The organism is Nocardioides sp. L-11A (assembly GCA_029961745.1).
Classification (GTDB): domain Bacteria; phylum Actinomycetota; class Actinomycetes; order Propionibacteriales; family Nocardioidaceae; genus Nocardioides.
Genome location: CP124680.1, coordinates 4,618,737 through 4,640,229, shown reverse-complemented (window position 1 = coordinate 4,640,229; position 21,493 = coordinate 4,618,737). Strand labels below are relative to the sequence as shown.

At 69.1% G+C, this 21,493-nt stretch carries 21 protein-coding genes, 1 tRNA gene and 1 pseudogene; 21 read left to right on the top strand and 2 right to left on the bottom strand.

Going from position 1 to position 21,493, the window contains the following annotated elements; translation table 11 throughout:
* The first annotated feature begins 12 nt into the window (after positions 1-12).
* The 10 genes and pseudogenes from moaC (at position 13) to QJ852_22230 (ending at position 5,551) form a co-directional block, all read left to right on the top strand.
* Positions 13-492: a cyclic pyranopterin monophosphate synthase MoaC gene (gene moaC, locus QJ852_22275; GenBank protein WGX95867.1), complete on the top strand. Its 480-nt coding sequence runs from the start codon at positions 13-15 to the stop codon at positions 490-492.
* Positions 489-992 (top strand): MogA/MoaB family molybdenum cofactor biosynthesis protein, encoded by a 504-nt coding sequence (locus QJ852_22270; GenBank protein WGX95866.1) that lies wholly within the window; start codon positions 489-491, stop codon positions 990-992. The genes moaC and QJ852_22270 overlap by 4 nt, the downstream gene beginning before the upstream one ends.
* On the top strand, positions 989-1,657 hold the full coding sequence (locus QJ852_22265) for a GNAT family protein (GenBank protein WGX95865.1): 669 nt from the start codon (positions 989-991) through the stop codon (positions 1,655-1,657). Before QJ852_22270 ends, QJ852_22265 begins: the two co-directional genes overlap by 4 nt.
* Positions 1,658-1,765: 108 nt before the next feature.
* Positions 1,766-2,668, top strand: coding sequence for a hypothetical protein (locus QJ852_22260; protein WGX95864.1), 903 nt, complete (start codon positions 1,766-1,768; stop codon positions 2,666-2,668).
* A gap of 42 nt (positions 2,669-2,710) precedes the next feature.
* Positions 2,711-3,076: a hypothetical protein gene (locus QJ852_22255; GenBank protein WGX95863.1), complete on the top strand. Its 366-nt coding sequence runs from the start codon at positions 2,711-2,713 to the stop codon at positions 3,074-3,076.
* Positions 3,055-3,130: transfer RNA gene (locus tag QJ852_22250), tRNA-Ala, on the top strand. Before QJ852_22255 ends, QJ852_22250 begins: the two co-directional genes overlap by 22 nt.
* Positions 3,131-3,365: 235 nt before the next feature.
* The gene (locus QJ852_22245) at positions 3,366-3,839 is read left to right on the top strand and encodes a nucleotidyltransferase domain-containing protein (GenBank protein WGX95862.1); all 474 of its coding nucleotides are present in this window, start codon (positions 3,366-3,368) and stop codon (positions 3,837-3,839) included.
* 196 nt (positions 3,840-4,035) lie between these two features.
* The gene (locus tag QJ852_22240) at positions 4,036-4,203 is read left to right on the top strand and encodes a hypothetical protein (protein WGX95861.1); all 168 of its coding nucleotides are present in this window, start codon (positions 4,036-4,038) and stop codon (positions 4,201-4,203) included.
* 164 nt (positions 4,204-4,367) lie between these two features.
* Positions 4,368-4,826: a hypothetical protein gene (locus QJ852_22235; protein ID WGX95860.1), complete on the top strand. Its 459-nt coding sequence runs from the start codon at positions 4,368-4,370 to the stop codon at positions 4,824-4,826.
* Positions 4,827-4,870: 44 nt separating this feature from the next.
* A pseudogene (locus QJ852_22230) lies at positions 4,871-5,551 on the top strand (IS3 family transposase).
* A gap of 227 nt (positions 5,552-5,778) precedes the next feature.
* Here the strand turns inward: QJ852_22230 and QJ852_22225 are convergent.
* Positions 5,779-6,663, bottom strand: coding sequence for a hypothetical protein (locus QJ852_22225; GenBank protein ID WGX95859.1), 885 nt, complete (start codon positions 6,661-6,663; stop codon positions 5,779-5,781).
* Between the two features lie 248 nt (positions 6,664-6,911).
* Positions 6,912-8,045 carry a hypothetical protein gene (locus QJ852_22220; GenBank protein ID WGX95858.1) on the bottom strand — a complete coding sequence of 378 codons (1,134 nt, stop codon included), beginning with the start codon at positions 8,043-8,045 and terminating at the stop codon, positions 6,912-6,914.
* A 765-nt stretch (positions 8,046-8,810) separates the two neighbouring features.
* On the opposite strand from QJ852_22220, the gene QJ852_22215 reads away from it, so the two are divergent.
* From QJ852_22215 to QJ852_22165, 11 genes are all read left to right on the top strand, one after another.
* Positions 8,811-9,602, top strand: a complete 792-nt coding sequence (locus QJ852_22215) for an endonuclease/exonuclease/phosphatase family protein (GenBank protein WGX95857.1) — start codon at positions 8,811-8,813, stop codon at positions 9,600-9,602.
* A 125-nt stretch (positions 9,603-9,727) separates the two neighbouring features.
* The gene (locus QJ852_22210; protein WGX95856.1) at positions 9,728-10,969 is read left to right on the top strand and encodes a helix-turn-helix domain-containing protein; all 1,242 of its coding nucleotides are present in this window, start codon (positions 9,728-9,730) and stop codon (positions 10,967-10,969) included.
* 260 nt (positions 10,970-11,229) lie between these two features.
* Positions 11,230-11,979, top strand: a complete 750-nt coding sequence (locus tag QJ852_22205; GenBank protein WGX95855.1) for an amino acid ABC transporter ATP-binding protein — start codon at positions 11,230-11,232, stop codon at positions 11,977-11,979.
* 1 nt (position 11,980) lies between these two features.
* Positions 11,981-12,628: an amino acid ABC transporter permease gene (locus QJ852_22200; protein WGX95854.1), complete on the top strand. Its 648-nt coding sequence runs from the start codon at positions 11,981-11,983 to the stop codon at positions 12,626-12,628.
* Between the two features lies 1 nt (position 12,629).
* Positions 12,630-13,328, top strand: coding sequence for an amino acid ABC transporter permease (locus tag QJ852_22195; protein ID WGX95853.1), 699 nt, complete (start codon positions 12,630-12,632; stop codon positions 13,326-13,328).
* A 30-nt stretch (positions 13,329-13,358) separates the two neighbouring features.
* Positions 13,359-14,213: an ABC transporter substrate-binding protein gene (locus QJ852_22190; GenBank protein ID WGX95852.1), complete on the top strand. Its 855-nt coding sequence runs from the start codon at positions 13,359-13,361 to the stop codon at positions 14,211-14,213.
* Between the two features lie 89 nt (positions 14,214-14,302).
* A complete protein-coding gene (locus tag QJ852_22185; GenBank protein WGX95851.1) occupies positions 14,303-15,607 on the top strand; it encodes an FAD-dependent oxidoreductase in 1,305 nt (434 codons plus the stop codon).
* A 157-nt stretch (positions 15,608-15,764) separates the two neighbouring features.
* On the top strand, positions 15,765-16,826 hold the full coding sequence (locus tag QJ852_22180; protein WGX95850.1) for an aminotransferase class I/II-fold pyridoxal phosphate-dependent enzyme: 1,062 nt from the start codon (positions 15,765-15,767) through the stop codon (positions 16,824-16,826).
* Between the two features lie 5 nt (positions 16,827-16,831).
* Positions 16,832-17,875, top strand: coding sequence for an L-threonine 3-dehydrogenase (tdh, locus tag QJ852_22175; protein WGX95849.1), 1,044 nt, complete (start codon positions 16,832-16,834; stop codon positions 17,873-17,875).
* Positions 17,872-18,993 (top strand): LLM class F420-dependent oxidoreductase, encoded by a 1,122-nt coding sequence (locus QJ852_22170; GenBank protein ID WGX95848.1) that lies wholly within the window; start codon positions 17,872-17,874, stop codon positions 18,991-18,993. Before tdh ends, QJ852_22170 begins: the two co-directional genes overlap by 4 nt.
* Before the next feature lie 154 nt (positions 18,994-19,147).
* Positions 19,148-21,484, top strand: a complete 2,337-nt coding sequence (locus tag QJ852_22165) for a hypothetical protein (GenBank protein ID WGX95847.1) — start codon at positions 19,148-19,150, stop codon at positions 21,482-21,484.
* The last annotated feature ends 9 nt before the right edge of the window (positions 21,485-21,493 follow it).

The window sequence follows — 21,493 nt, the reverse complement described above, 5'->3', positions numbered from 1 at the left end:
CGAAGGAGCCCCATGGCTGACGAGCAGGCCCGGCTGACCCATGTCGACGCCTCCGGTGCCGCGCGGATGGTCGACGTGTCCGCCAAGGACGTGACCCGCCGGGTCGCCACCGCGTCCGGGCGGGTGCTCGTCTCGGCCGAGGTCGTCGCGCTGCTGCGCGGCGACGGCGTGCCGAAGGGCGACGCGCTCGCCGTCGCGCGGATCGCCGGGATCATGGGCGCCAAGCAGACCCCCGCGCTGGTGCCGCTGTGCCACCCGCTGTCCATCTCCGGCGTCACGGTCGACCTGACCGTCGCCGACGACGCGGTCGACATCGCCGCGACCGTCAAGACCACCGACCGCACCGGCGTCGAGATGGAGGCGCTGACCGCCGTGTCGGTCGCGGCGCTCACCGTCGTCGACATGGTGAAGGCCGTCGACAAGGGAGCCGTCATCACCGACGTCCGCGTCGAGACCAAGACCGGCGGGAAGTCGGGGGACTGGTCGCGATGAGCGATCCCGTCGGAGCCGGGGCGTCGGACTACCTGGTCGTCGTGGTCGTGGCCTCGAACCGCGCCGCCGCGGGGGTGTACGACGACACCACGGGTCCGCTCATCGTCGAGGCGCTGCGCTCGTGGGGGTTCGTGGTCGGCGATCCCGTGGTCCGGCCCGACGGCGAGCCGGTCGGCGCGGCGATCGCGCTCGCCGTACGCGACGGGGCGCGGGTGGTGCTCACCACCGGCGGCACCGGCCTCACGCCCACCGACCGCACCCCGGAGGTGACCCGCCCGCTGCTCGACCGCGAGGTCCCCGGCCTGGCCGAGGCGATCCGGGCCGCCGGCGTCGCGAAGGGCGTGCCCACCGCCGTCCTGTCCCGCGGTCTCGCCGGCGTCGCGGGGTCCGCGCTGGTCGTCAACCTGCCCGGCTCGCGCGGCGGGGTGAAGGACGCGCTCGCCGTCCTCGAGCCGGTCCTGCTGCACGCCGTGGAGCAGATCGTCGGGAGCGACCATTGAACGAGGCCCGGTTCGACGGGAGCCCGCGGGAGCGGATGGTCGTCGGCGTCCCCGGACGCGCCTGGCCCAACGAGCTGATCTCCGGCACCGACCCGGTCGTCCGGCTCCGTCCGATCGCCCGCGGCGACGCCCGTGCCTGGCGCACCGCACGGCGCCGCAACGCGCTGTGGCTGGGGCCCTGGGACGCCACCGCCCCGCCCGGCTCCGACGCCCGGCCGACCTCGTTCCGAGCGCTGGTCAAGCGGCTGCGCCGGGCCGCGCGCCGCGGGACGACGTACCCCTTCGTGGTCGAGGTCGACGGCGTCTTCGCCGGCCAGGTCAGCGTCAACAACATCGTGCGCGGCTCGGCGCAGTTCGCGTCGGTGGGGTACTGGATCGACCAGCAGTTCGCCGGTCGCGGCGTCATCCCGCGCGCCGTCGCGATGGTGATCGACCACTGCTTCTTCCTCGGTGGCCTGCACCGCATCGAGATCTGCATCCGCCCCGAGAACACCAACTCCCTGCGGGTCGTCGAGAAGCTCGGCATCCGCGAGATCGGCTACGCGCCGTACTTCCTGCACATCGACGGCGAGTGGCGCGACCACCGCATCTTCGCCGTCACCCGCGAGGAGGCTCCCCGCGGCGTCCTGATCCGGCTCGAGCGATCCGCCGGAGGCGACTCCTAGGGTGATCTGCCGGGGGGAACCGGCAAATCACATGCGTCACACGAATCAATCTGTGACACACCGATGGACATGCGCCCCGTCCTGCGGTACCGCTCCTAACCTCTCGGTGTGGACCTCAGCTCACTGATCTTCGTCGCCTTGTTCGTGGCGTGGGCTGTCTACCTCGTCCCGAAGGCGCTGCGGCACCACGAGGAGGACGCCTCCAGCCGCTCGGTCGAGGGCTTCTCCGACCGGCTGCGGGTGCTCGCCCGACGCGAGGCGGTGTCGTCCACCGAGGCCGAGCTGGTCGGGAAGAACCGCCCGGCGGGGAAGGGCCGTACGCCCGCAGCGGAGCCGCGGGTCGAGGAGCCTTCCGGTGACACCGACACGGAGCTCGCGGCGCCCACCCCTGCGCCGCGCGCCCCCCGCCCGGTCGACCGTCCGGCGGCGCGCCGGGCCGCCGCGCGGCGCCGTCGGGTCTTCAACCTCCTGCTCCTCGCCATCGTGGTCGTCACCGGCCTCGCCATCGGCAAGATCGTCGCCTGGGCCTGGCTCGCCGCGCCCGGCGGCCTGATGGCGGCCTGGCTGGTGGCCTGCCGGCTCATGGTCAAGCGCGAGCGTGCCGCCCGCGCCACGCCGGCCCGTCGGCGCCGTACGACGCTCGCCGACGAGGCCATCGCCGACGAGGACGCCGCGATCGTCCCCGAGGCCGAGGAAGCACCGTTCGGAGAGCTGCGTGACGACACCGACGAGATCCCGGTCGTGACGGCCGAGGTGCGCGACGAGTCCGCTGCCGAGGTCGTTGAGGACGGCTGGACTCCGGTCGCGGTCCCCCTGCCGACGTACGTCGCGAAGGCGCCCGCGGGTCGTACCGTCCGCACCATCGACCTCGACTCCACCGGCGTGTGGAGCTCGGGCCGCAACGAGGCCGACTCCCAGCTGGCCCGCGAGGCCGACGCCCAGCGCGCCCAGGCCGACAAGGCCGACAAGGCCGCCGGCGAGGCCGAGCAGCGTCGCGCCACCGGCTCCTGACCCTTCCCGGATGGGCGTCCCGGCCGCGGGTAACGCCGGGCCATGAGCCACCACGAGGACGAGGGCACCGCCGCCGACCGCCAGGCTGCCCAGCAGGCGCGCGAGCAGGAGAAGAGGTACGCCGACTCCGCCACCGCCGTCTCGCCCGACACCCAGGGCACCGACCCGGAGCAGGCGATCGAGGAGAGCCCCTTCACGGACTCCTCCGCCCGGGGCCAGTCGACGACCTTCGAGGACCCGCCCAAGCCCGCGCGGCAGCTCCCAGGTCGACCGGGGCCCGCACGGCGACGACCACCCCCGCCCGGCCGGCCATGCCGACGAGGACCGCGACTGACCATCCCGATTCGGACCCCGCCCGCCCCGGGTGCTACCGTTTCTCCTCGCTTGGGGGTGTGGCGCAGTTGGTAGCGCGTCTCGTTCGCAATGAGAAGGTCAGGGGTTCGAATCCCCTCACCTCCACCAAGTACGCAGGTCAGCGACAGGGTTCCAGAACCTCTCACGAGGAGAAGGAACCCTGTTTCGTCTTTTGCTCGACACTTCGCCCCGACCCGGGTGGCCCGGCGGACTTCTCGGCGCCGCGCGGTCTTCCTGGACGCGTCCTCGAGCGCGCCGGGGAGTGAGTAGTGCAGGCGGCCGCGCTGCATCGGGGATCCCTGTGGTGCCGGGGGCCGCGCGGCACCCTTGATAAGTTGTCCTTATGGCCCTGCTGGCGGAGTACCGCGACGCCCGACGCGACGAGGACGTCGCACGCCTGCGTCGCGTACTCGCGTTGCGTGCGCTCGCCGCCACGGGGATGAGTCAGCGAGAGATCGCCGAGGCCCTCGGCATCACCCAGCCGGCCGTCAGCCAGCAGCTCCGGTACGCGCGCCACCTGGCCGAGATGCACCCCGAAGCGCTCCTGGATGCGGCCGCGCCGATCCTCACGTCCCTCGCCGCCGAGCGCGGCTACTCCCGGCTCGCCGTCTTCGGATCGGTCGCGCGACGCCAGGCTCGTGACGACTCCGACATCGACCTGATCGTCGAGGCGCCGACTGGAACCTCGTCGTTCGACTTCATCCGGTTCCGGAAGCTGCTGGAGGAGGTGCTGGGCCGGGAGATCGACCTGGTCGAGTACGGCGGCCTGAAGCCCGGCCTCGATGACGACATCCGCCGCGACGCGGTGCTGCTCTGATGGACCTCAAGGCCGCCAAGGAGCTCGCCCACATCGAGGCGTGGTTCCAACGGGTCGCGGAGATCGTCGACCGTGGCAAGGACGCCTACCTCGCGGATGCCCTCCTGCAGGAGGCCGGCGACTCCCTGATAATGAAGCTCGGCGAGGCCGCCAACCGGCTGTCGCGGCTCGGCGTACTCGAGCCCGAGGGCGTCGAATGGCGATCGCTGTGGCGAACCGCAACTTCATCATCCACCAGTACGACGAGATCAACCGCTCCATCACCTGGCAGACCCTGGCCGTCGACCTCGCAGCATGGCGTGAGTCGCTGATGCCGCTGTTCGCGGAAGCGCGCCGTGCCCTTGCGGCCGTCGACGACAGCTGAGGCGCAGCGACGCGCCGCGGTTGACGCCCACCGTCGTCCACACCCCTACGTCCGTTCCTTGCCTCTTCGGCTCTCATCGGCCCGTCCACCTCGTCTGCTTGCCACCGCTTCCCACCACCCCTCCTTCTCGTCCTCCCCGCCACGTCCGAATAACGTCACACGGTGTGCAGATCGAGGTGCGGTCGGTCGAGACGGACGCGCTGGCGCACCTGATCACCATGGACAAGCCCATCGGTGAATGCGCGTTGTGCGGCAATCCCCTCCCACTCAAGACGGTCAGAGGACGCCCGCGGATCTACTGCAGCGACCACTGCCGGCAACTGGCCTACTCCGAGCGCATCCACGACCGGTTCGAGACGGAGCTCAACGAACCCCCGCCGCCCATGCCGGTGCCCGGCAGCCTCCTCGACCGCTGGGCGACCGAGGGGAACAAGTTCGACGAGATCTTCCGGGACCCCTACCTGCTCGGTCGCTTCATGGACGACCTGATGTGCCGCATCGCCGTCGACCACATCCTCGAGGACCACCGCTACCAGCACGCGGTCAATCAGCTGATCGTCACCTTCTTCATGATCGGACGGATGACTGACGGCGACTACCAGCTTCCCATCATCGTGCAGTGACTCATCATGCTGCAGCGCACCAACCCAGATGCCTCGCCCGGATCGTGGACCGAGCGATGAGATCGCTGTCCCTGCAAGGGATCCGGCGCTCGAAGGGAATCCGGACCACGGTCCCCGCCAAGGACGGCAAGAGGGCCGAGGACCTGCTCGACCGCGACTTCACCGCCGAGGCCCCGAACCGGACCTGGGTCATGGACTTCACCTACGTCCGCACCTGGGCCGGGTTCGTCTATACCGCGTTCATTCTCGACGTGTTCGCAGAAGATCGTCGCCTGGAACGTCGCACCCACCAAGGCAGTCGAGCTCGTCGACGTCCCGCTGAGGATGGCGCTGTGGCAGCGAGGACGGGAAGGCCGGCCCGTGGTGCCCGGCGAGCTGATCGGCCACGCGGATACCGGGTCGCAGTACACATCGATCACGTTCACCGATCACCTCGCCGACGAGGGCATCCGGCCCTCAATCGGATCGGTCGCAGATGCGTACGACAACGCGCTGATGGAGTGCGTGATCGGGCTCTACAAGACCGAGTGCATCCGCACCACGGTCTTCCACACAGGCCCCTAACAGGTCCCTACCGGAGGATCGGTGACGTCGAGTACGCCACCGCCGGCTGGGTCGACTGGTACAACAACAGGCGCCTGCACTCGACTCTTGGGATGATGACCCCGGTGGAGTTCGAGCAGGCCCACTACGCGACTCTCAACCGAGAGCCGCAACCCGCATAGGAGCGGCAGAGAACCTGGGGCGCTTCACTACGCGCTGCCCGAAGCGCATCACCGTTCCTACGGAGCACTCCGGCCCGCGATCGAGCTCAACCTGGCTCATCCCAATCGAGGTGTCGTAGGCAGGTCTGAAACCTCCGAATCAGTCCGTCAGAAGCGGGCTGAGATGGGCTCCAGGAGAACACCCGGCCTGGCGCACGGACGGCGCCCCTTTGCTGACGCTCATGGCATCACGGCGTTGGATGTAGGCGTGTCGTATGGACGACCTCGTCGGTTCCGGCGCGCTTCCTCTCTCGTGACTCGAACACCGCGATGAAGTCGCCCGAACAGACTGGAGCCGACAGCACCGCGACCCGATCAGTATCGGGAAGCCGAAGGGCTTCCTCCAGGCCACGCTCGGGGTCCCACCGCATGAGCCGGCCCTCCATCTGCCGGAGGAACCATGCCGAGTCTCCGCACCACGTGAGTGACCCCGTCGTCCCATAGCCGAGGGACTCGACTGCTCCTCCCGGCAACCGGTACTTGATCTCACTGACTTCGATCTGACGCGGCTTCGGCACCTCGCCCCAGACGGCACCGTCGCCCTTGAGGGGCAGGACGTCCCACACCTTGCACGCGGTCGGTCCTGGGACGTCGGTCACCGCCTCCGCCTTCCGTTGCGTCCGCGCTGTCCCGCAGGAGGCCGGCCGGCGGTCGTCAAATCGCGCGTAGCCGATGCCATACGGGGATTGGCCGGCCTGGTGGAATCCGTGCCGGGGAGGCACGCACTCCACCATTGCGCCCTCCGTGGAGTCGAGCGTTGTCTCTGCCAGGCAGTATCGGTCGCGGCTGTCGCGTGCTCCGTAGGTGACTCTTCCCGCGCGCAGCGACCAGCCGCCAGACCAGATCCGCGGGGTGACTGCGGAGAGATCGCGCTCGGCGTGTGACTCGAGATCGATCACGACCGGGCGGTCGCCCTGCTCGTCGGTGGGGTCCGAGTTGACGACCATGAGGTGCGGGGGCTCGAGGAACACGTCTCTGATCTCGAATCCGTCCGGAGCCTCGTAGGTGAACAGGCTGCGGAGAGAGCGACGGTCGCGTACGTTCGCGGTCGACTCACCCGAGGTGGTGACCACGTACTTGCCGCCCGCCGCCTGTGCACCCTCCCCTCGGGGAAGCACATCGGTGCTTTCCCACCTGAGGTCTGTGGCAGCAGGCGGCTCCGCGGGAGTGGCCGGCGTGCTTGAGGTAGGTGTGTCAGGAGCGGTCGCAGTTGGTTCTGCTACGCGCGGTGGGTCCTTCTCCTCGCCCGAGCATCCGGCGAGGAGAAGGACCGCAACGGTCAGGCCAACGGCGATGCGCAGATGAGGTGCGCAGTAGCGCATCAGACTCCGATGTTGTGCTGGAAGTGCTCCTTGTTGGCCAGGTAGGAGTTCTTTGCCCACCGCTTCTGCTTGCGCGGGATGAAGGGCTCGGAGGGGTTGAAACGCTGCTGGTTCCACGGCTCATAGTACTTCAATTGCCAGGAGTCGGTTTTGTGGGACTCGAAATCCCATCCTCGGCCCAGCTGGAAGTGTCCTGAACCATTGTCGTCGAGGTAGGGATAGTACTTCTTGAGCAAGATCGGGTGAAGTACAACGGGCGTCGACCAGGTCGAATAGTGGTTCACGTTGAGCTGGTACCACTGGGCGTAGGTGTAACTCCCGATATTCAGCGTCACGTAGTTGGAGTCCTGCTGGGTCACCCATTTGCTGAGCTGACCGTTGTTGTTGATGACCCGCACCATGTCGGTGATGGCTGTTCCGGCGGTAGTGGTGTTGAGACGCGTGGCCCACGTCGACTGCGCGACCTTGGCGTGGCTGCCATAGTTCCAGGCCATCATCTGCAGGGTGGTCGGCCCGCACCAGTAGGTCGTCTCCTGCTCTGAGACTCGGCCTTGCAGGATGCCCCCGCTTTCAGGGTAGGTGTGGCCGCCGATGACCGCCCTTGCTCCGACGCTGCCCGCGGGCGCGTCGATCGATACCGGATTCGCGCTGAGCCGAAGCTCTTCGAGCTGGACGAACTTCTCGATCCCAGCGGCGGCATCTTCCAACTCGCGTCGGTCCGTGGAAGCACGCTCGTCTAGGGACATGGTCGAGGCGTGGTCGATCATCTCCTGCAGCGAGAGATCGCCCGTCTCCTCGGCCGCCGATCGTCGTGCGCTCTCAGTGACTACTGCCGCTTGCAGTTCAGCCTGCACTGCATCTTCGGTCGATGTGGTCCAGCCGTAACCGAGGCAGTACCGCGCGGTCTCCATGAACTCTGCGCACCGGAAGATGTTCTCGACCTGCTGATCGGCTCCCGGTACGCCCGCAGCGGGCTGGCTCTTCGAGGCCTGAAGATCTTGAACTTCGCCGACAACCCTGTCGATCTCGGCGCTGATGGCGTCCGCATCCGGGATCTCGTGCACGACCTGTGAGCCGGGCGGTGGTTCTCCGGCTGTCGCGGTACCTTGATACGCCGGCGCGAGGACGGTCATGGCGACTGAGAGGCCCACTGCTAGAGGAACCGATTTCCGGCGCATTTAATCTCCAAGCTTGATCGAAACCACTGCGAATGAAGTCGTCCTGGACGGTAGTTGCCACAGCAGGTTCTTGTAAGCCTTCGCAAGAAGTTTCCGCGCGCCAGAACTGGAGTTGTCACCGCGATGACAACTCGACGCGACAGCCTCGACCGCACCTTTGGCCTGCGGGCAGACCGCCAAAATGACAACTGAGAGCGACCGAGTCAGTGGGCGTGATTGTTCAGCTTGTCGGCTTGGCTAGGGCGATCGTGCGGAGCCCCTGGCCATCAACGCGTGAGGCGAGGCCAGCGCTGAGACGGCTCATTGACTGAATCGCCCCGGGTTTCGTGGAGGCTCTGGTCTGCCCCGGGTTCCGCGTAGTCGAGATTGCTCGATTCTCATGCCACGATGATGGTGTTGACGCGGTCGGACGACCTCGGGTTCGGCGGTGCGTATCGACGGCTTGGAGGCTCGGCGTACGGCTGTCACTCGGTCACGTTGGTTTGAACACCGTGCGACAAGCTCAACCAAGTAGGCCAGCCAGACAGATGGGCACCGTCCTCAGATGAGGAGGAACGAGTGTCCAGCTTCCATTTGTCCCCCAGAAGCGTCCGTCCGTGGTCGGCGAGCTCGGCTCGTGCGGTCACGTCCCGGTTAGAGGGTCCCCCTACCGAGGTCTGGCGCTGGCTCCGGGGCGGGGGCACCCCCAGAAGGGTGGGAGTCACGACCTAGGCTCTCCGGGTGCGGATCGTGTCGGTGAACGCCTGGGGCGGTGCCCGGTACGACGATCTGGTGGCCTGGTTGCCGACGACCGGGGCCGACGTCGTGTGCCTCCAGGAGGTCACCCGAACTCCCGGTATGGAGGGTTGGACCCGGTTCGAGGACGATGCTCGGATCCTCCCTCAGCGGGCGGACCTGATGTCGGACGTGAGGACGGTGCTGCCGGCGTACGACGGTTGGTTCACGGTGAGTGATTCGGGACCGGTGACCGACGAGGAGCATCGTGTGCACCGCCAGCACTTCGGGATCGGGATGTTCGCCGGGCCGGCCCTGGTGCAGGTCGGGGCGCGCGCGGCCTACGTGCACGGCTCCTACGCCGACCACGGCGACACCTGGCCGCACAGCGGTCGGCCACGCGCTGCGCAGGTCGCTCGCTTCGCCGACGGCGGGCGGTTCGTGACCCTCGGCCACCTGCACGGCCTCCGCGACGACGGGGGCAAGGGCGACACCCCCGCACGACGGGCGCAGGCCCAGCGTCTGGTCGAGCTCGTCGAGGGCGTTCGCGAGCCCGGCGACCTCGTCGTCGTGTGCGGCGACCTCAACCTGCTGCCCGACAGCGAGACGTTCGCGATCCTCGCGGCAGTGGGACTGACCGACCTGGTCGGCACGGCCGACACCCGCACGAGCAGCTATCCGAAGCCGGTGCGTCACGCGAGCTACCTGCTGGTCTCGGAGCCGGACGCCGTGCGCTCCTTCGAGGTCGTCGCCGAGCCCGAGGTCTCGGACCACCGGGCGCTCCTGGTCGAGATCTGAGCCTGCTTCACGTCGCCGGGTCGGATCACGGAGGTGGAACAGCGCCGCCTCCCGTCGTGACGGTGGCCGTGGAGCAGAGTCGGAGAGTACGCAGCGCGGAGCTGTCACGCCGGTAGGCTCGGAAGATGTCCATGGGTGTCGATTCCCTCGCGCAAGCGGAGAGCCTCCAGGAGCTCATCGACTCCTTGGCCGAACGCCTGCAGCGATCAGTGGCGCTCGATGACCCGACGTTGAACCTCATCGCCGCGAGCAGGCACTTCGGCGACGAGGACACGGTGCGGGTGCAGTCCGTCCTCGGCCGCGGCGTCGACCCCGAGCTCCAACGGACGGTGCTGTCTCTCGGCATCGGTGAGTTCGACGGCCCGCGCCGGGTCTCGCCTCCGGCCGAGATGGGGGCGAAGGCACGGATATGTGCGCCGGTGCGGTGTGCGGGTGTCCTGTTCGGTTTCCTGTGGCTCATCGACGACGGGCTCGTTGACGACCGCCAGCTGCTCGACACCGCGGCAGTCGCTGACCAGGTCGGGATGATCTTGCACCGACGAGACCTGTTCCTGCAGCGCCGCCAGACGCGCTGCGGCTCCCTGGTGCGGGAGTTGCTCTCTGCCGACGAGCCGACACGCGCCGGCGCGCTGGGAGAAGCTCTCGAAGAGGAGCTGGTTCCCAAGGATGCGGCGGTGGTCACCGCGGCGGTTCTCCGCGCCGCGACACCGCAGGAGGACTCCCCAGACTTTCACTCAGCGATCGCGAAACTGGCTGAGCGTACGACGAGCATGGGCACCGACCCGACGTACCTGTGCCTGCCGAGGCGGCACGAGCTCGTCGTGATCGTGGCCGGCTCACGGGGCAGGGGGCGCGATTCGCCCCTCGCCGCGATTCGGCGCATCGCCGGCGCCTTGAGCGAACGGACAGGTGTCAGGACGACGACGGGCGTCGGCAGACAGCAGGAGACGTTGACCGCGGCACACCAGTCCTACCAAGACGCCTTGGTCGCCATCCGAGCGGCGCAGTTCCTGCCGTCCATGGGCGACGTCGTCACCTGGGAGTCGTTGGGCGTGTACGTCCTGCTGGCGAAGCTGGACCCTCAGGAGCTGGTGCTCGGCCCGCATCAGACGCCGATCGTGCGGTTGATATCGAGTCGCAACAGCAGCGTCCTCCTCTCCACCGCCGAGACCTTTCTGGATCTCGCCGGTGACGTCCAGCGGTCGGCGGCCGTACTGCACGTGCATCGCGCGACGCTCTACCAGCGGCTTGCTCGTATCGAGGAGGTCACCGGCCTCGACTTCAGCGACGGTGGCGACCGTCTCACGTTGCATCTCGGCCTGAAGGTCGCGCGTCTGAGCGGGGCGTTGGCCGACGCCCAGGCCTGATCGACATCTGTTGATGATGCGCCGATGAGATCGATCGGAACGACCCACATCTGCGCATAGAAACCGACCTGATCGCCCTTCAATACTGGACGCACCAATCCAGGCTTGAAGGTGGGACGAATGAGGCGTTGGCACGGCGGCGTTGAGGCGGACAGGGACGCGTCCGCGCGGCACGGACACAGCTCCAGCGCCGGGAAAGCGCACGCCGCACCCCGATCCCGCGCGACGTCGCGTCGGTGTCACGGGCGAAGGTTCGTGACATGCACTCCACGGTGAACCCGCTCCTCGCCCTCGACGGGGTATGCGTGTCGTACCGGCAGCACGAGGTCGTCCATGACGTCTCGCTGGAGGTGGCCGCCGGCGAGGTCGTGGCCCTGATCGGCCCGAGCGGCGCCGGCAAGAGCAGTCTGCTGCGTGCGATCAACTTCCTCGAGCCCCCCAGCAAGGGGCGGATCCTGCTCGACGGTGAAGAGGTCGGCGGCACTCGTCGCACCTTGGACGCACTGCGCCGTGAGGTCGGCATGGTCTTCCAGTCCTTCAACCTGTTCCCCCACCTGACCGCCCTGGAGAACGTGATGCTCGCTCCGATCCACACCCTGGGGGTCCCGAAGGAGCAGGCGAGGGACCGCGCCATGAGGCAACTGGCCCACGTCGGGCTGGCCGACCACGCGAACGTCAAGCCCAGCAAGTGTTCCGGAGGGCAACAGCAGCGCATCGCGATCGCCCGAGCGTTGGCCATGGAGCCGAAGGTGATGTTGTTCGACGAGCCGACCTCGTCCTTGGATCCGGAGCTCGGTGCCGAGGTTCTCGCAACGATGCGCACGCTCGCCGGCGAGGGGATGACCATGGTCGTCGTCACGCACGAGATGCACTTCGCCGAGGACGTCGCCGACCGGGTGGTGTTCATGGCCGATGGGCATGTCGTGGAGGTCGACAGCGCCGGGAGGCTGATGCGCGACCCGCAACACCCGCGTACCAGACGCTTCCTCGACGCGGTCAGGAATCGATAGCGTGGGCGAGATCCTGGGCGTCCTGGCCGATGGCGTTGCCCAGACGGTCCAGATCACGCTCGCGTCGTTCGTCGTCGCGGCAGTCCTCGGCCTCCCGCTGGCCGTCCTGCGGATGTCCGACTCCTGGCTGATCCGCCTTCCGGCCGTGCTGGTCGTCGAGATCCTGCGCGCCGTACCTCCGATCGTCTGGCTGTTCCTCGTCTACTTCTCCCTGGGCAGCACCGACCGGGTTCAGCTGAGCACCTTCCAAGCTGCGGTGATCGGCCTCGGGCTCATCTACGCCGCGCACCTCTCCGAGGCATATCGCGCCGGGCTGGACGCGGTTCCCGCCGGCCAGTGGGAAGCCGCGCTCGCCTTGGCACTCCCTCGGCTCCAGACCTATCGGCGAGTGATCCTGCCGCAGACGCTGATCGTCGTCGTGCCCCCCATGGCGACCTTCGCGATCGCGCTCCTCAAGGACAGCGCCATCGCTTCGGTCATCGGCGCGACCGACATCACGTTCCAAGCCGTGCAGCTGACCCAGCAGGATCTGAACGGCCTGGGCAACTTCGCGGTCGCCGGCCTGCTCTACATCGCCCTCGGACTCCCCTTCGCGGCCGTGGCCAGAGGGGCCGACCGGGCGCTGTCCCGTCGCCTGGCGGGAGGCTGACATGTCGATCTGGAGTGAATGGCACGCCTATCTCCCGGACTACCTCGACGGCCTGACCGTCACGTTGAGACTCACGGGGGTGAGTCTGCTCGTCGGTCTGCCACTCGGGGTGGCGCTCGCGCTGGCGTTGACGGCGCCGTCGAAGGCGATCCGACGCCCCGCGGTCCTCGTGGTGGAGATCGGGAGGGGCGCTCCCGCGCTCGTGGTCCTGTACTTCGTCTACTACGGCCTTCCGCAGCTGAGCCTGACCTGGAGCAGTTTCGCCTGCGCGACGATCGCGCTCGGATTCACGACTGCCGCCTATACGGCCGACATCTTCAGAGCGGGGGTCAACTCGATTCCCGTCGGTCACCGCGAGGCTGCCCAGGCGCTGGGGCTGAGCCACGGGAAGGAGCTGCGACTGATCGTGCTTCCCCAGGCGATCCGCGTCGTCGTCCCGCCCCTGGTGGGCTTCTGCATCCTTCTCTACCAGGGCACCTCGCTCGCCTACGCGGTGTCGGTGCCCGAGTTGCTCAGCCGCGCGTACAGCCAGGCGTCGATCACCTATCAGTTCACGACGACGCTGATCCTCGCCGGGCTGGTGTACGCCGCGCTCTCGCTTGCCGTCGTGGCCCTGCTGAACGTCAGGTGGCCCCGCCGGACCAGGCACCTCGCCGATGTCACGGCACCGGCCGAGTCGCCGACGGCGACCGGCCGCTGATTGTCCACACCTCTGAGATTGGAGACCACGATGAAGTTGGGTCGTACCGTTGTAGCCGCCACCTGCGGAATGCTGGCCGCGGCCGCGCTCACCAGCTGCGGCAGCTCCGGCGAGGACGGAGAGAACACCTCTCCGGCGGCGGGCTGCACCCCGGCGCACCCGGATGTGCAGACCCTGCGCAAGGGGGAGCTGAACGTCCTCGTCTATGTCACGCCGCCCTACACCGTCAAGGAGGGATCGACCTTCGGCGGGGTCGAAGGTCAGATCGTCGAGCAGATCGCGAAGCTCGAATGCCTCCAGCTCAAGGAGAAGGCCGTCTCGGCCGCCGCGGGGCTCGCCAGCATCGAGGCCGGCCGCGCGGACATCGTGGTGGGCGGGATCTACTTCACCGAGGACCGCGCGAAGGTGCTGGGCCTCAGCGCTCCCATGTACCGGGACGGCATGGCCCTGCTGTCGAAGGACGGCCTCGACGGCACGCTCGACGGTCTCGCGGGCAAGACCGTCGGCGTGATCCAGGGCTACCTCTGGAACGAGGACTTCCAGAAGGCGCTCGGCTCCGACAAGGTCAAGCTCTACCAGGACTCCGCGAGCCTGCTGACGGACGTGAAGAACGGCCGCGTCGACGCCGCCGTGCTCACCAGCGCCGAGGCCGGCTATCGAGCCGCACAGGACTCGAGCCTCGAGGTCGTCGCCTTCCAGCCCTCGCCCCAGATCGCCGCCTCGGCGAGCCAGAACGAGGTGGTCATGGCCATGCCGAAGGAGAAGACCGCCCTCATCGCGGTCGTCGACGACGACATCAAGACCCTGGTCGGCGACGGGACCGTCGCCAGCGCGCTCGAGGCCAACGGCATGGACCCGAGTCTCGCCGGCCCGGCTGCCCCGTAGCCATCGCGCGTGCGCCACCAGCGCACGGAGAACCTGAGCCGTCCGGCCCACCACCCGGGCCGACCCGAACTCGAACTTGGGACCAATCCATGAACCAGAGAACCTACGACGCTGCCGTCATCGGCGCCGGTGTCATCGGCTGCTCGATCGCCTACGCGCTGTCCCGCAACGGCTACCAGGTCTGTGTCTTCGACCGAGCGGGCGCGGCGGGGAGTGGGTCGACCAGCGCCTCGTCGGCCAACATCCGCTTCAACTACTCCACGTGGGAAGGCGTCGCCACGGCGTGGGAGTCCTACGCGATGTGGCGTGACTGGCGTGGACACCTCGGCGGAGGTGACGAGGCCGGGCTGGCTCGGTTCGTCACGACGGGCGGGGTCGTCCTGGACTCGCCGGACCAGGACACCCAGCGGGTCCTCGCGCTCTTCGACCGAGCGGGAATCCCCTACGAGCGCTGGGACGCCGCACAGATCCGATCCCGGCTCCCGGTCGTCGACCCCGGGCGCTACTACCCTCCGAAGCAGCTCAGCGACCCCACCTTCTGGGACGACCCCGACGGCGACGTGGGGGGCTACTGGGTGCCCGACAACGGGTTCGTCGACGACCCTGCACTCGCCGCTCACAATCTCATGAGCGCGGCCCGCCGACACGGTGCGGAGTTCCGCTTCAACTCACCGGTGGACAGCATCGGCCGCGAGAACGGTGCCGTCACCCACCTCGTGGTCAAGGGCGAGCCCGTCTCGACCCGGATGGTCGTCAACGCGGCCGGCCCGCACTCGGCGGTGATCAACTCCCTCGCCGGCGTGCTCGACGACTTCAACGTCGGGACGCGTCCGATGCGACAGGAAGTGCATCAGGTGCCCGCCCCACCCGGTTTCACGGGTGACCGCCTGGTGCCGTTGGTCGGAGATCTGGATCTGGGGACCTACTTCCGCGGGACTCCGTCGGGCGACCTGATGATCGGCGGCACCGAACCGGCGTGCGACCCGATGGAGTGGCTCGACGATCCCGACGACTACAACCACAACCCGACGAAGGCCGTCTTCGAGGCCCAGGTCATTCGTGCCGCCCGGCGGATGCCGGAGCTCGCCGTGCCCAACGCACCTCGCGGAATCGGCGGCGTCTACGACGTCTCGGACGACTGGATCCCGATCTACGACAAGACGTCCTTGGGCGGCTACTACGTGGCGATCGGCACCAGCGGCAACCAGTTCAAGAACGCCCCGATCGTCGGCGACCTGATCGCGGCGATCGTGGCGAGCGCGGAGGCAGGTCGTGACCACGACGTCGAACCGGTCCAACTGACGCTGCCGCGCACCGGACACACCATCGACCTGTCCCACTACAGCCGCAAGCGCGAGTTCAACCGGGACAGCAGCTTCAGCGTCATGGGCTAACGGCACACGCGCGCCCTGCGTGCCATCCAACGCTCGACGCCCCACCCCGGCCTGTCCGGGCATGGCGCCGAGCCCAAGCAGAGGAGGACCAGCGATGAACTACTGGCCAACGGCCGAAGGTCGGCTCTCGGGCAGCGTGGACCTCGACGGTCGCGAGATGATCATGCTCTCGTCGAACGACTATCTCGGGCTGGCCGGGGACCACCGGGTGGTCGCCGGAGCGCACGATGCCCTCGACAGGCATGGCGCCGGAATCGGTCTCAACCCGAGCATCGCGCTGACGCGCGTGCATCGACAGCTCGCGGAGGAGCTGAGCGACTATCTCGGATGCGAGGCGGTGCTTCTGTTCAACTCCTGCTCCGCGGCCAACGGCGCGACGCTGCAGGCACTTGCCGACACACCGGACTCGCTGATCGTCAGCGATGAGTACAACCACGCCAGCATCGTCGATGGCTGCCGCTTGGCTCGTGGCCGGACCAAGGTCTATCGCCACGACGACCTGGACTCCCTGACCGGCGTGGTCGCGGACACGGCGGCGGCGGGCAGGAGACTCCTCATCACCGACGGGGTCTTCAGCATGGAAGGCTCGATCGCGCGGCTGGACGAGATTGGCCCCCTGGCAGACCAGGTGGGCGCCAGCCTGATCGTCGACGAGTCGCATGCGATCGGAGTGGTGGGCAGCACCGGCAGAGGCTCGATCGAGCACCATGGAGCGGCTGTCGACACGATCCGGACCGGAACCTTCTCCAAGGCTCTCGGTGCTGGACTCGGCGGCTTCCTCGCAGGTCCTGGGGAGATCGTCGACACGGTCGCGAGTCGTGGCAGGTCCTTCATCTTCACCAGTCCGATGCCGGCCGCGACAGCCGGTGCCGCGCTTGCGGCGATCCGGATCGTCCGCGACGACCTGAGCCGTCTCGACCTGCTGGCGGCGAACGTCGCCCGCTTCCGTCTCGGCATGGCCGAGACCGGTTGGGATCTGCTCGACAGCCCGGGCCCGATCGTGCCGGTGATGCTCGGGGACGACGAACGAGCGCACCGCGTCGCCGCGACCCTCCGCGAGCTGGGGGTGTTCACGGCCTCCTTCGCCTACCCCGTCGTACCTCGAGGTACGGCGCGCATCCGGGTACAGATCTCCGCCGCCCACACCGACGACCACATCGACACGGCCATCGAAGCCTTCGCCAAGGCTGCCCAGATCGAGTCCAACCACAGGAGCTGATCCACTTGTTCGCGCTGCAGAAGACCGCGCCCACCCACGGTTTCACGGCAACCGACGATGCCGCGGTCCCCGAGCCCGGCCCCGGAGAGGTGCTGATCGCCGTGACCCACGCAGGCGTGTGCGGCACCGACAAGGGAATCTACGAGTGGGCTCCGTGGACCGTCAGCCACGTATCCCTCGGCGTGACGGTCGGTCACGAGTTCGTCGGGCGCGTCGCCGCTCTCGGTCCCGGCGTGTCCCGAGTCCGTCAGGGCCAACGAGTCAGCGCCGAGGGCCACATCACCTGCGGATCGTGCAAGCCGTGCAGGACCGGTGAGAGTCATGTCTGCAAGGACGTCCGCGTCCTCGGCGCCAGCGTCAACGGCTGCTTCGCCGAGTTCGTCGTCGTACCGGAGGGCAATGTCTGGCCCGTCCACGACTCGATCTCGGACGAGACCGCCGCCATCCTCGACCCCATCGGAAACGCCATGCACACCGTGATGACGGCCGGCGTAGCAGGCCGCACCGTCCTGGTCACCGGAGCCGGAGTGATCGGAGCGATCTCGATCGCGATCGCACGGGCTGCGGGCGCCGGGACGATCATCGCCACGGACCTCAGTCCACGACGTCGTGAGCTGGCGCTGGAGCTCGGGGCCGACCATGCCCTGCGGGGCGACGACCCGGACTGGCCGGAGCAGGCACGGCACCTGACTCACGGTGATGGACCGGATGTGCTGCTCGAGATGAGCGGCAGTCCCGTCGCGATCGGCCAGGGCCTCGCGTCACTCCGGAGCGGCGGCACGGCTGCGCTGCTCGGCGTACCGACCCAGCCGGTCGAGCTCGACCTGCTCAACGACGTGGTGTTCAAGGGAACGACGATCCGCGGGGTCTTCGGTCGGCGGATGTACGAGACGTGGCACCAGGTCGAGAACGTCCTCCTGGGCGGCCGACTCGAGCTCGACTCCATCGTCAGTCACAAGATCCCGGTCCGGGACTACGAGCGCGCGTTCGAGCTGATGTCCTCCGACCAGGCGATGAAGATCGTCCTCGTCGTCGACGACGCTGCATGAGCATCGCGGTGACCGCCCTGCGGGCGCCGATGAAGCTCGGCATGGTCATCGACTACGCCGGCGGCTTCGGCGAGACCGTCGAGCTGATCGTCGCGTACGAACAGGCGGGCCTGGAGATGATCGCCATCCCGGAGGCCTACTCCTTCGACGCGGTCAGCCAACTCGGCTACATCGCCGCGCGAACCGAGCGGCTGGAGCTGATGTCCGCGATCATGCCGATCTACTCCCGCACTCCCTCGCTGACCGCGATGAGCGCGGCGGGGCTCGACTACGTCTCCGACGGACGGTTCACCCTGGGCCTGGGAGCGTCCGGGCCACAGGTGGTCGAAGGCTTCCACGGGGTGAGGTACGACGCTCCTCTCGGGCGGATGAGGGAGGTGATCGAGATCTGTCGGCAGGTATGGAGCCGGAGGCCCGTCGCGTTCCGGGGCGACCACTACGTCATGCCGCTGACGGCGGCGGACGGCGGCTCAGGGCTCGGGAAGCCGCTCAGGCTCATCAACCGCCCGGTCCGCGCCGATATCCCGATCTCGGTCGCTGCGCTGGGGCTCAAGAACGTGGCCATGGTCGCCGAGCTCGCCCAGGGCTGGCAGCCGCTGTTCTTCGATCCGCGGCGGGCCACCGACATATGGGGAGATGCCCTCGCCGAGGGGTTCTCCCGACGTGACCCCGAACTGGGCCCGCTCGAGATCCAGCTCCAGGTGAGCTTCCACTTCGGCGAGCCCTCGCCGGAGGCACTGCGGGCGACCCGTGATCAGCTGGCCCTCTACATCGGTGGGATGGGCGCGCGCGGCAGGAACTTCTACAACCAGCTCGCCTGTCGCTACGGCTACGAACCTGAGGCCACGGCGATCCAGGAGCTGTATCTGACGGGTCGGAAGACCGAGGCGGCAGCAGCCGTACCGCAGGAGCTGGTCGACGGGGTCACCCTCATCGGCGACGAGCACGAGATCCACCGGCGGCTCGAGGCCTTCTCCCAGGCGGGGGTCACGACCCTTCTCCTGAACCCGATCGCCTCGTCGGCGCCGGAACGCCTGGACCAGTTCGACCGACTCGCTGCGACACTGGCCGCGCTGCGGGACGGCTGCTCGACGCCCGGTGGTCCCTCGGCTCGCTGATCAAGCCCGCGCAGACCGACGGGGCCGACGGGCCCGGTGAGGAGTGGCAGACCGCATCGTCCGGCCGGGACGAGCCGGGACGAGCCAGGACGAGTTCGTGCTCCGCCCGGCGCCCGCCGTCACCCCGGGACCGGCGATGCGACAGGGTGGTGGGGTGACGATCGTCCGACGAGCCGGCGGTGGACGCGCTGGTGAGCTGGTCCGCGACCTGCGCCGCCGTATCTCCCCGCTGGATCCGGCCGCCAGCGGTTGGGCCACCAGGAGCCTGTCCGACGCGCTGAGGCGCGTCTTCCTCACCGGCAGCGCCGGTTGGCAGGTCGTCATGCTGGTCGCGGTGCTCGCCGCGCCGGGCCGGGTGGGTGAGCTGCTGCCTCTCCTCCTCGCCCACGCCGTCATGCTGATCGTGGTCCTCGTGGCGCGCCGGGGACGAGTGCCGATGTGGGTCACCGTCGCCGGCATCTACGTGCTCTTCGTGGCCGACTGGGCCGCTGCTGACTCGATGGACGACCCGCTGCTGTTCGCGGCCTGCTGGATGGTGAATCTCGGGGCTGCCATGCCCGCGTTCGTGCTGCGGGGGCGCACGGCGCTCGTGCTGCCGGCGGTCGCGGCCGTCCTGATGCCGCCGGCGATGCTCGCGCTGCGTCCGGACCTGCCGGTGACGCTTCCCGTGGCCGCGTTCGTGGCGACGTCGTCGATCGTCCTGGCGACCCGGGTCGGCTACTCCTACCTGTTCGACTTCGTGACGCGCGCCGACGAGCAGGCCGCGGTGGCGCACCGGGAGCAGGCGGCCGCCGCGACCCAGGAGGCGGCCAGCCGGGCCGCGGCCGAGGACGCCCGAGTCCTCCACGACACGGTGATCAACACGCTTGCGGCGATCGCCAGCGGCGGCGGCGCGGTCCGGGACGCCGAGGCCGTCCGGCAGCGCTGCGCCCGAGACATCGCTACCGTCGTCGCCCTCCAAGCCGGAGTCGAGCCGACCGCGGACGACGGCGGGATCCGTACGGCGGCCTACGACTCGCGGATCCGGGTGCATCACCTCGGCCTGGACGACGACACGCTCGCCGGTATCGAGGCGGAGCTCGACCCCGCGCAGTTGCGCGCCCTGCGGCGCGCGACCACCGAGCTGGTCCAGAACGCGGCCAAGCACGCGGGGGTCGGCGACGTCCGGGTGCTGGCCGAGACGCACGACGCGGACCTCGTCGTCACGGTCGCTGACGACGGCGCCGGGTTCGACGGCGCGGCCGCGCGCCACGGTGGGCTGGCGACCTCCGTCCTCGGTCGGGCACAGGACGCCGGGATGGAGGTCGACGTCGACACCGCGCCCGGTGCCGGCACCTCGGTCAGACTCACGGTCCGTCGTCACGGGCCGGTCGACCGGAGGACGCGCGAGGGGCGGCGCGACATCGCCCGCGTCGTCCGCGTGCTGCGACGTCGCGCCTGCCTCCTGTACGCCGCCGGCGTGTCCGCGATCGGATTCGTCCTCGCGGTCGGCAACCACCCGGGGGAGCCGACGCCCGAGTACCTGATGGCGGCCGTCGCCGCGCTGGGCGTCGCCCTCGCCTGGTGGTGCACCCGCGCCCGGCGGACCCTTCCCCGATGGGCCACCCTGCTCCTCGCGGTTGCGGCGGCCGGCGCCTTCATGCTCTCGGCCGCCGCGGTCGACTACGGACGCGACGATCCCGTGCTGTGGCAGGCCGTCGGTGGGACCGGCCTGCTCGTCATCCTGGCCGAGCTCGGTCCGCGGCCGACGACCGTCGTGTGGGCCAGCGCCTGGTACGCGCTGGTGGTGGTCGTCGTGGCCGTCGACGTCGGGCGATCCTCGGGCCAGGCGCGGACGATCGTGCTGATCGCCGGTGCGGCCGCGTTGATCCTGGTCGCGGCGTGGCGCCGGTTCCAGCTCGCCATCGGCGAGATCGGCGTCCGCGCCGGCGCAGACCAGCGAGCGGCGTGGACGGCCCGCACCCGACGCGACGAGCAGGCTGCGGCCGAGCGGTCGCGGGCGCGCTGGCGGGCGGCCGGCCTGAATCGCTCCCTGGCCCTGTTGGAGGCGGTTCGCGGTGCCGCGGACCCCGGCTCTCCCGGGCTGCGCACCCGCTGCGCGGACGAGGAGGCGTACCTGCGCCAGCTGACGCTGCTGCACCCCGACCTGGTGCACATGGGCCAGTGGTTCGCGCAGGCCCTCAGCGAGGCACGGGAGACCGGCGTCCATCTCGTCGTCCGCGCCGGCGGCACCGACCTCCCGGCCGAGGTCGCGGGCGACCTCGGCGACCTCCTGCTCGCCGCCGTGGCGGGGACGCCGCCGGGGGAGACGCTGACCACGACCCTCTTCCCCACCTCCTCGGGCGATGTCCGGATGCTCCTCGTCGGCGCGCATCCCCACCTCGCGGACGGGTTCCGTACGGTCCGCAGCCCGTTGGCCGCGGCAGCCGGCGTCACGTCGCACGCCGGCCAGGACGTCGCTGAGATCGTCCTGGCCGGACGGGCGCCCTGACGGCGCGAC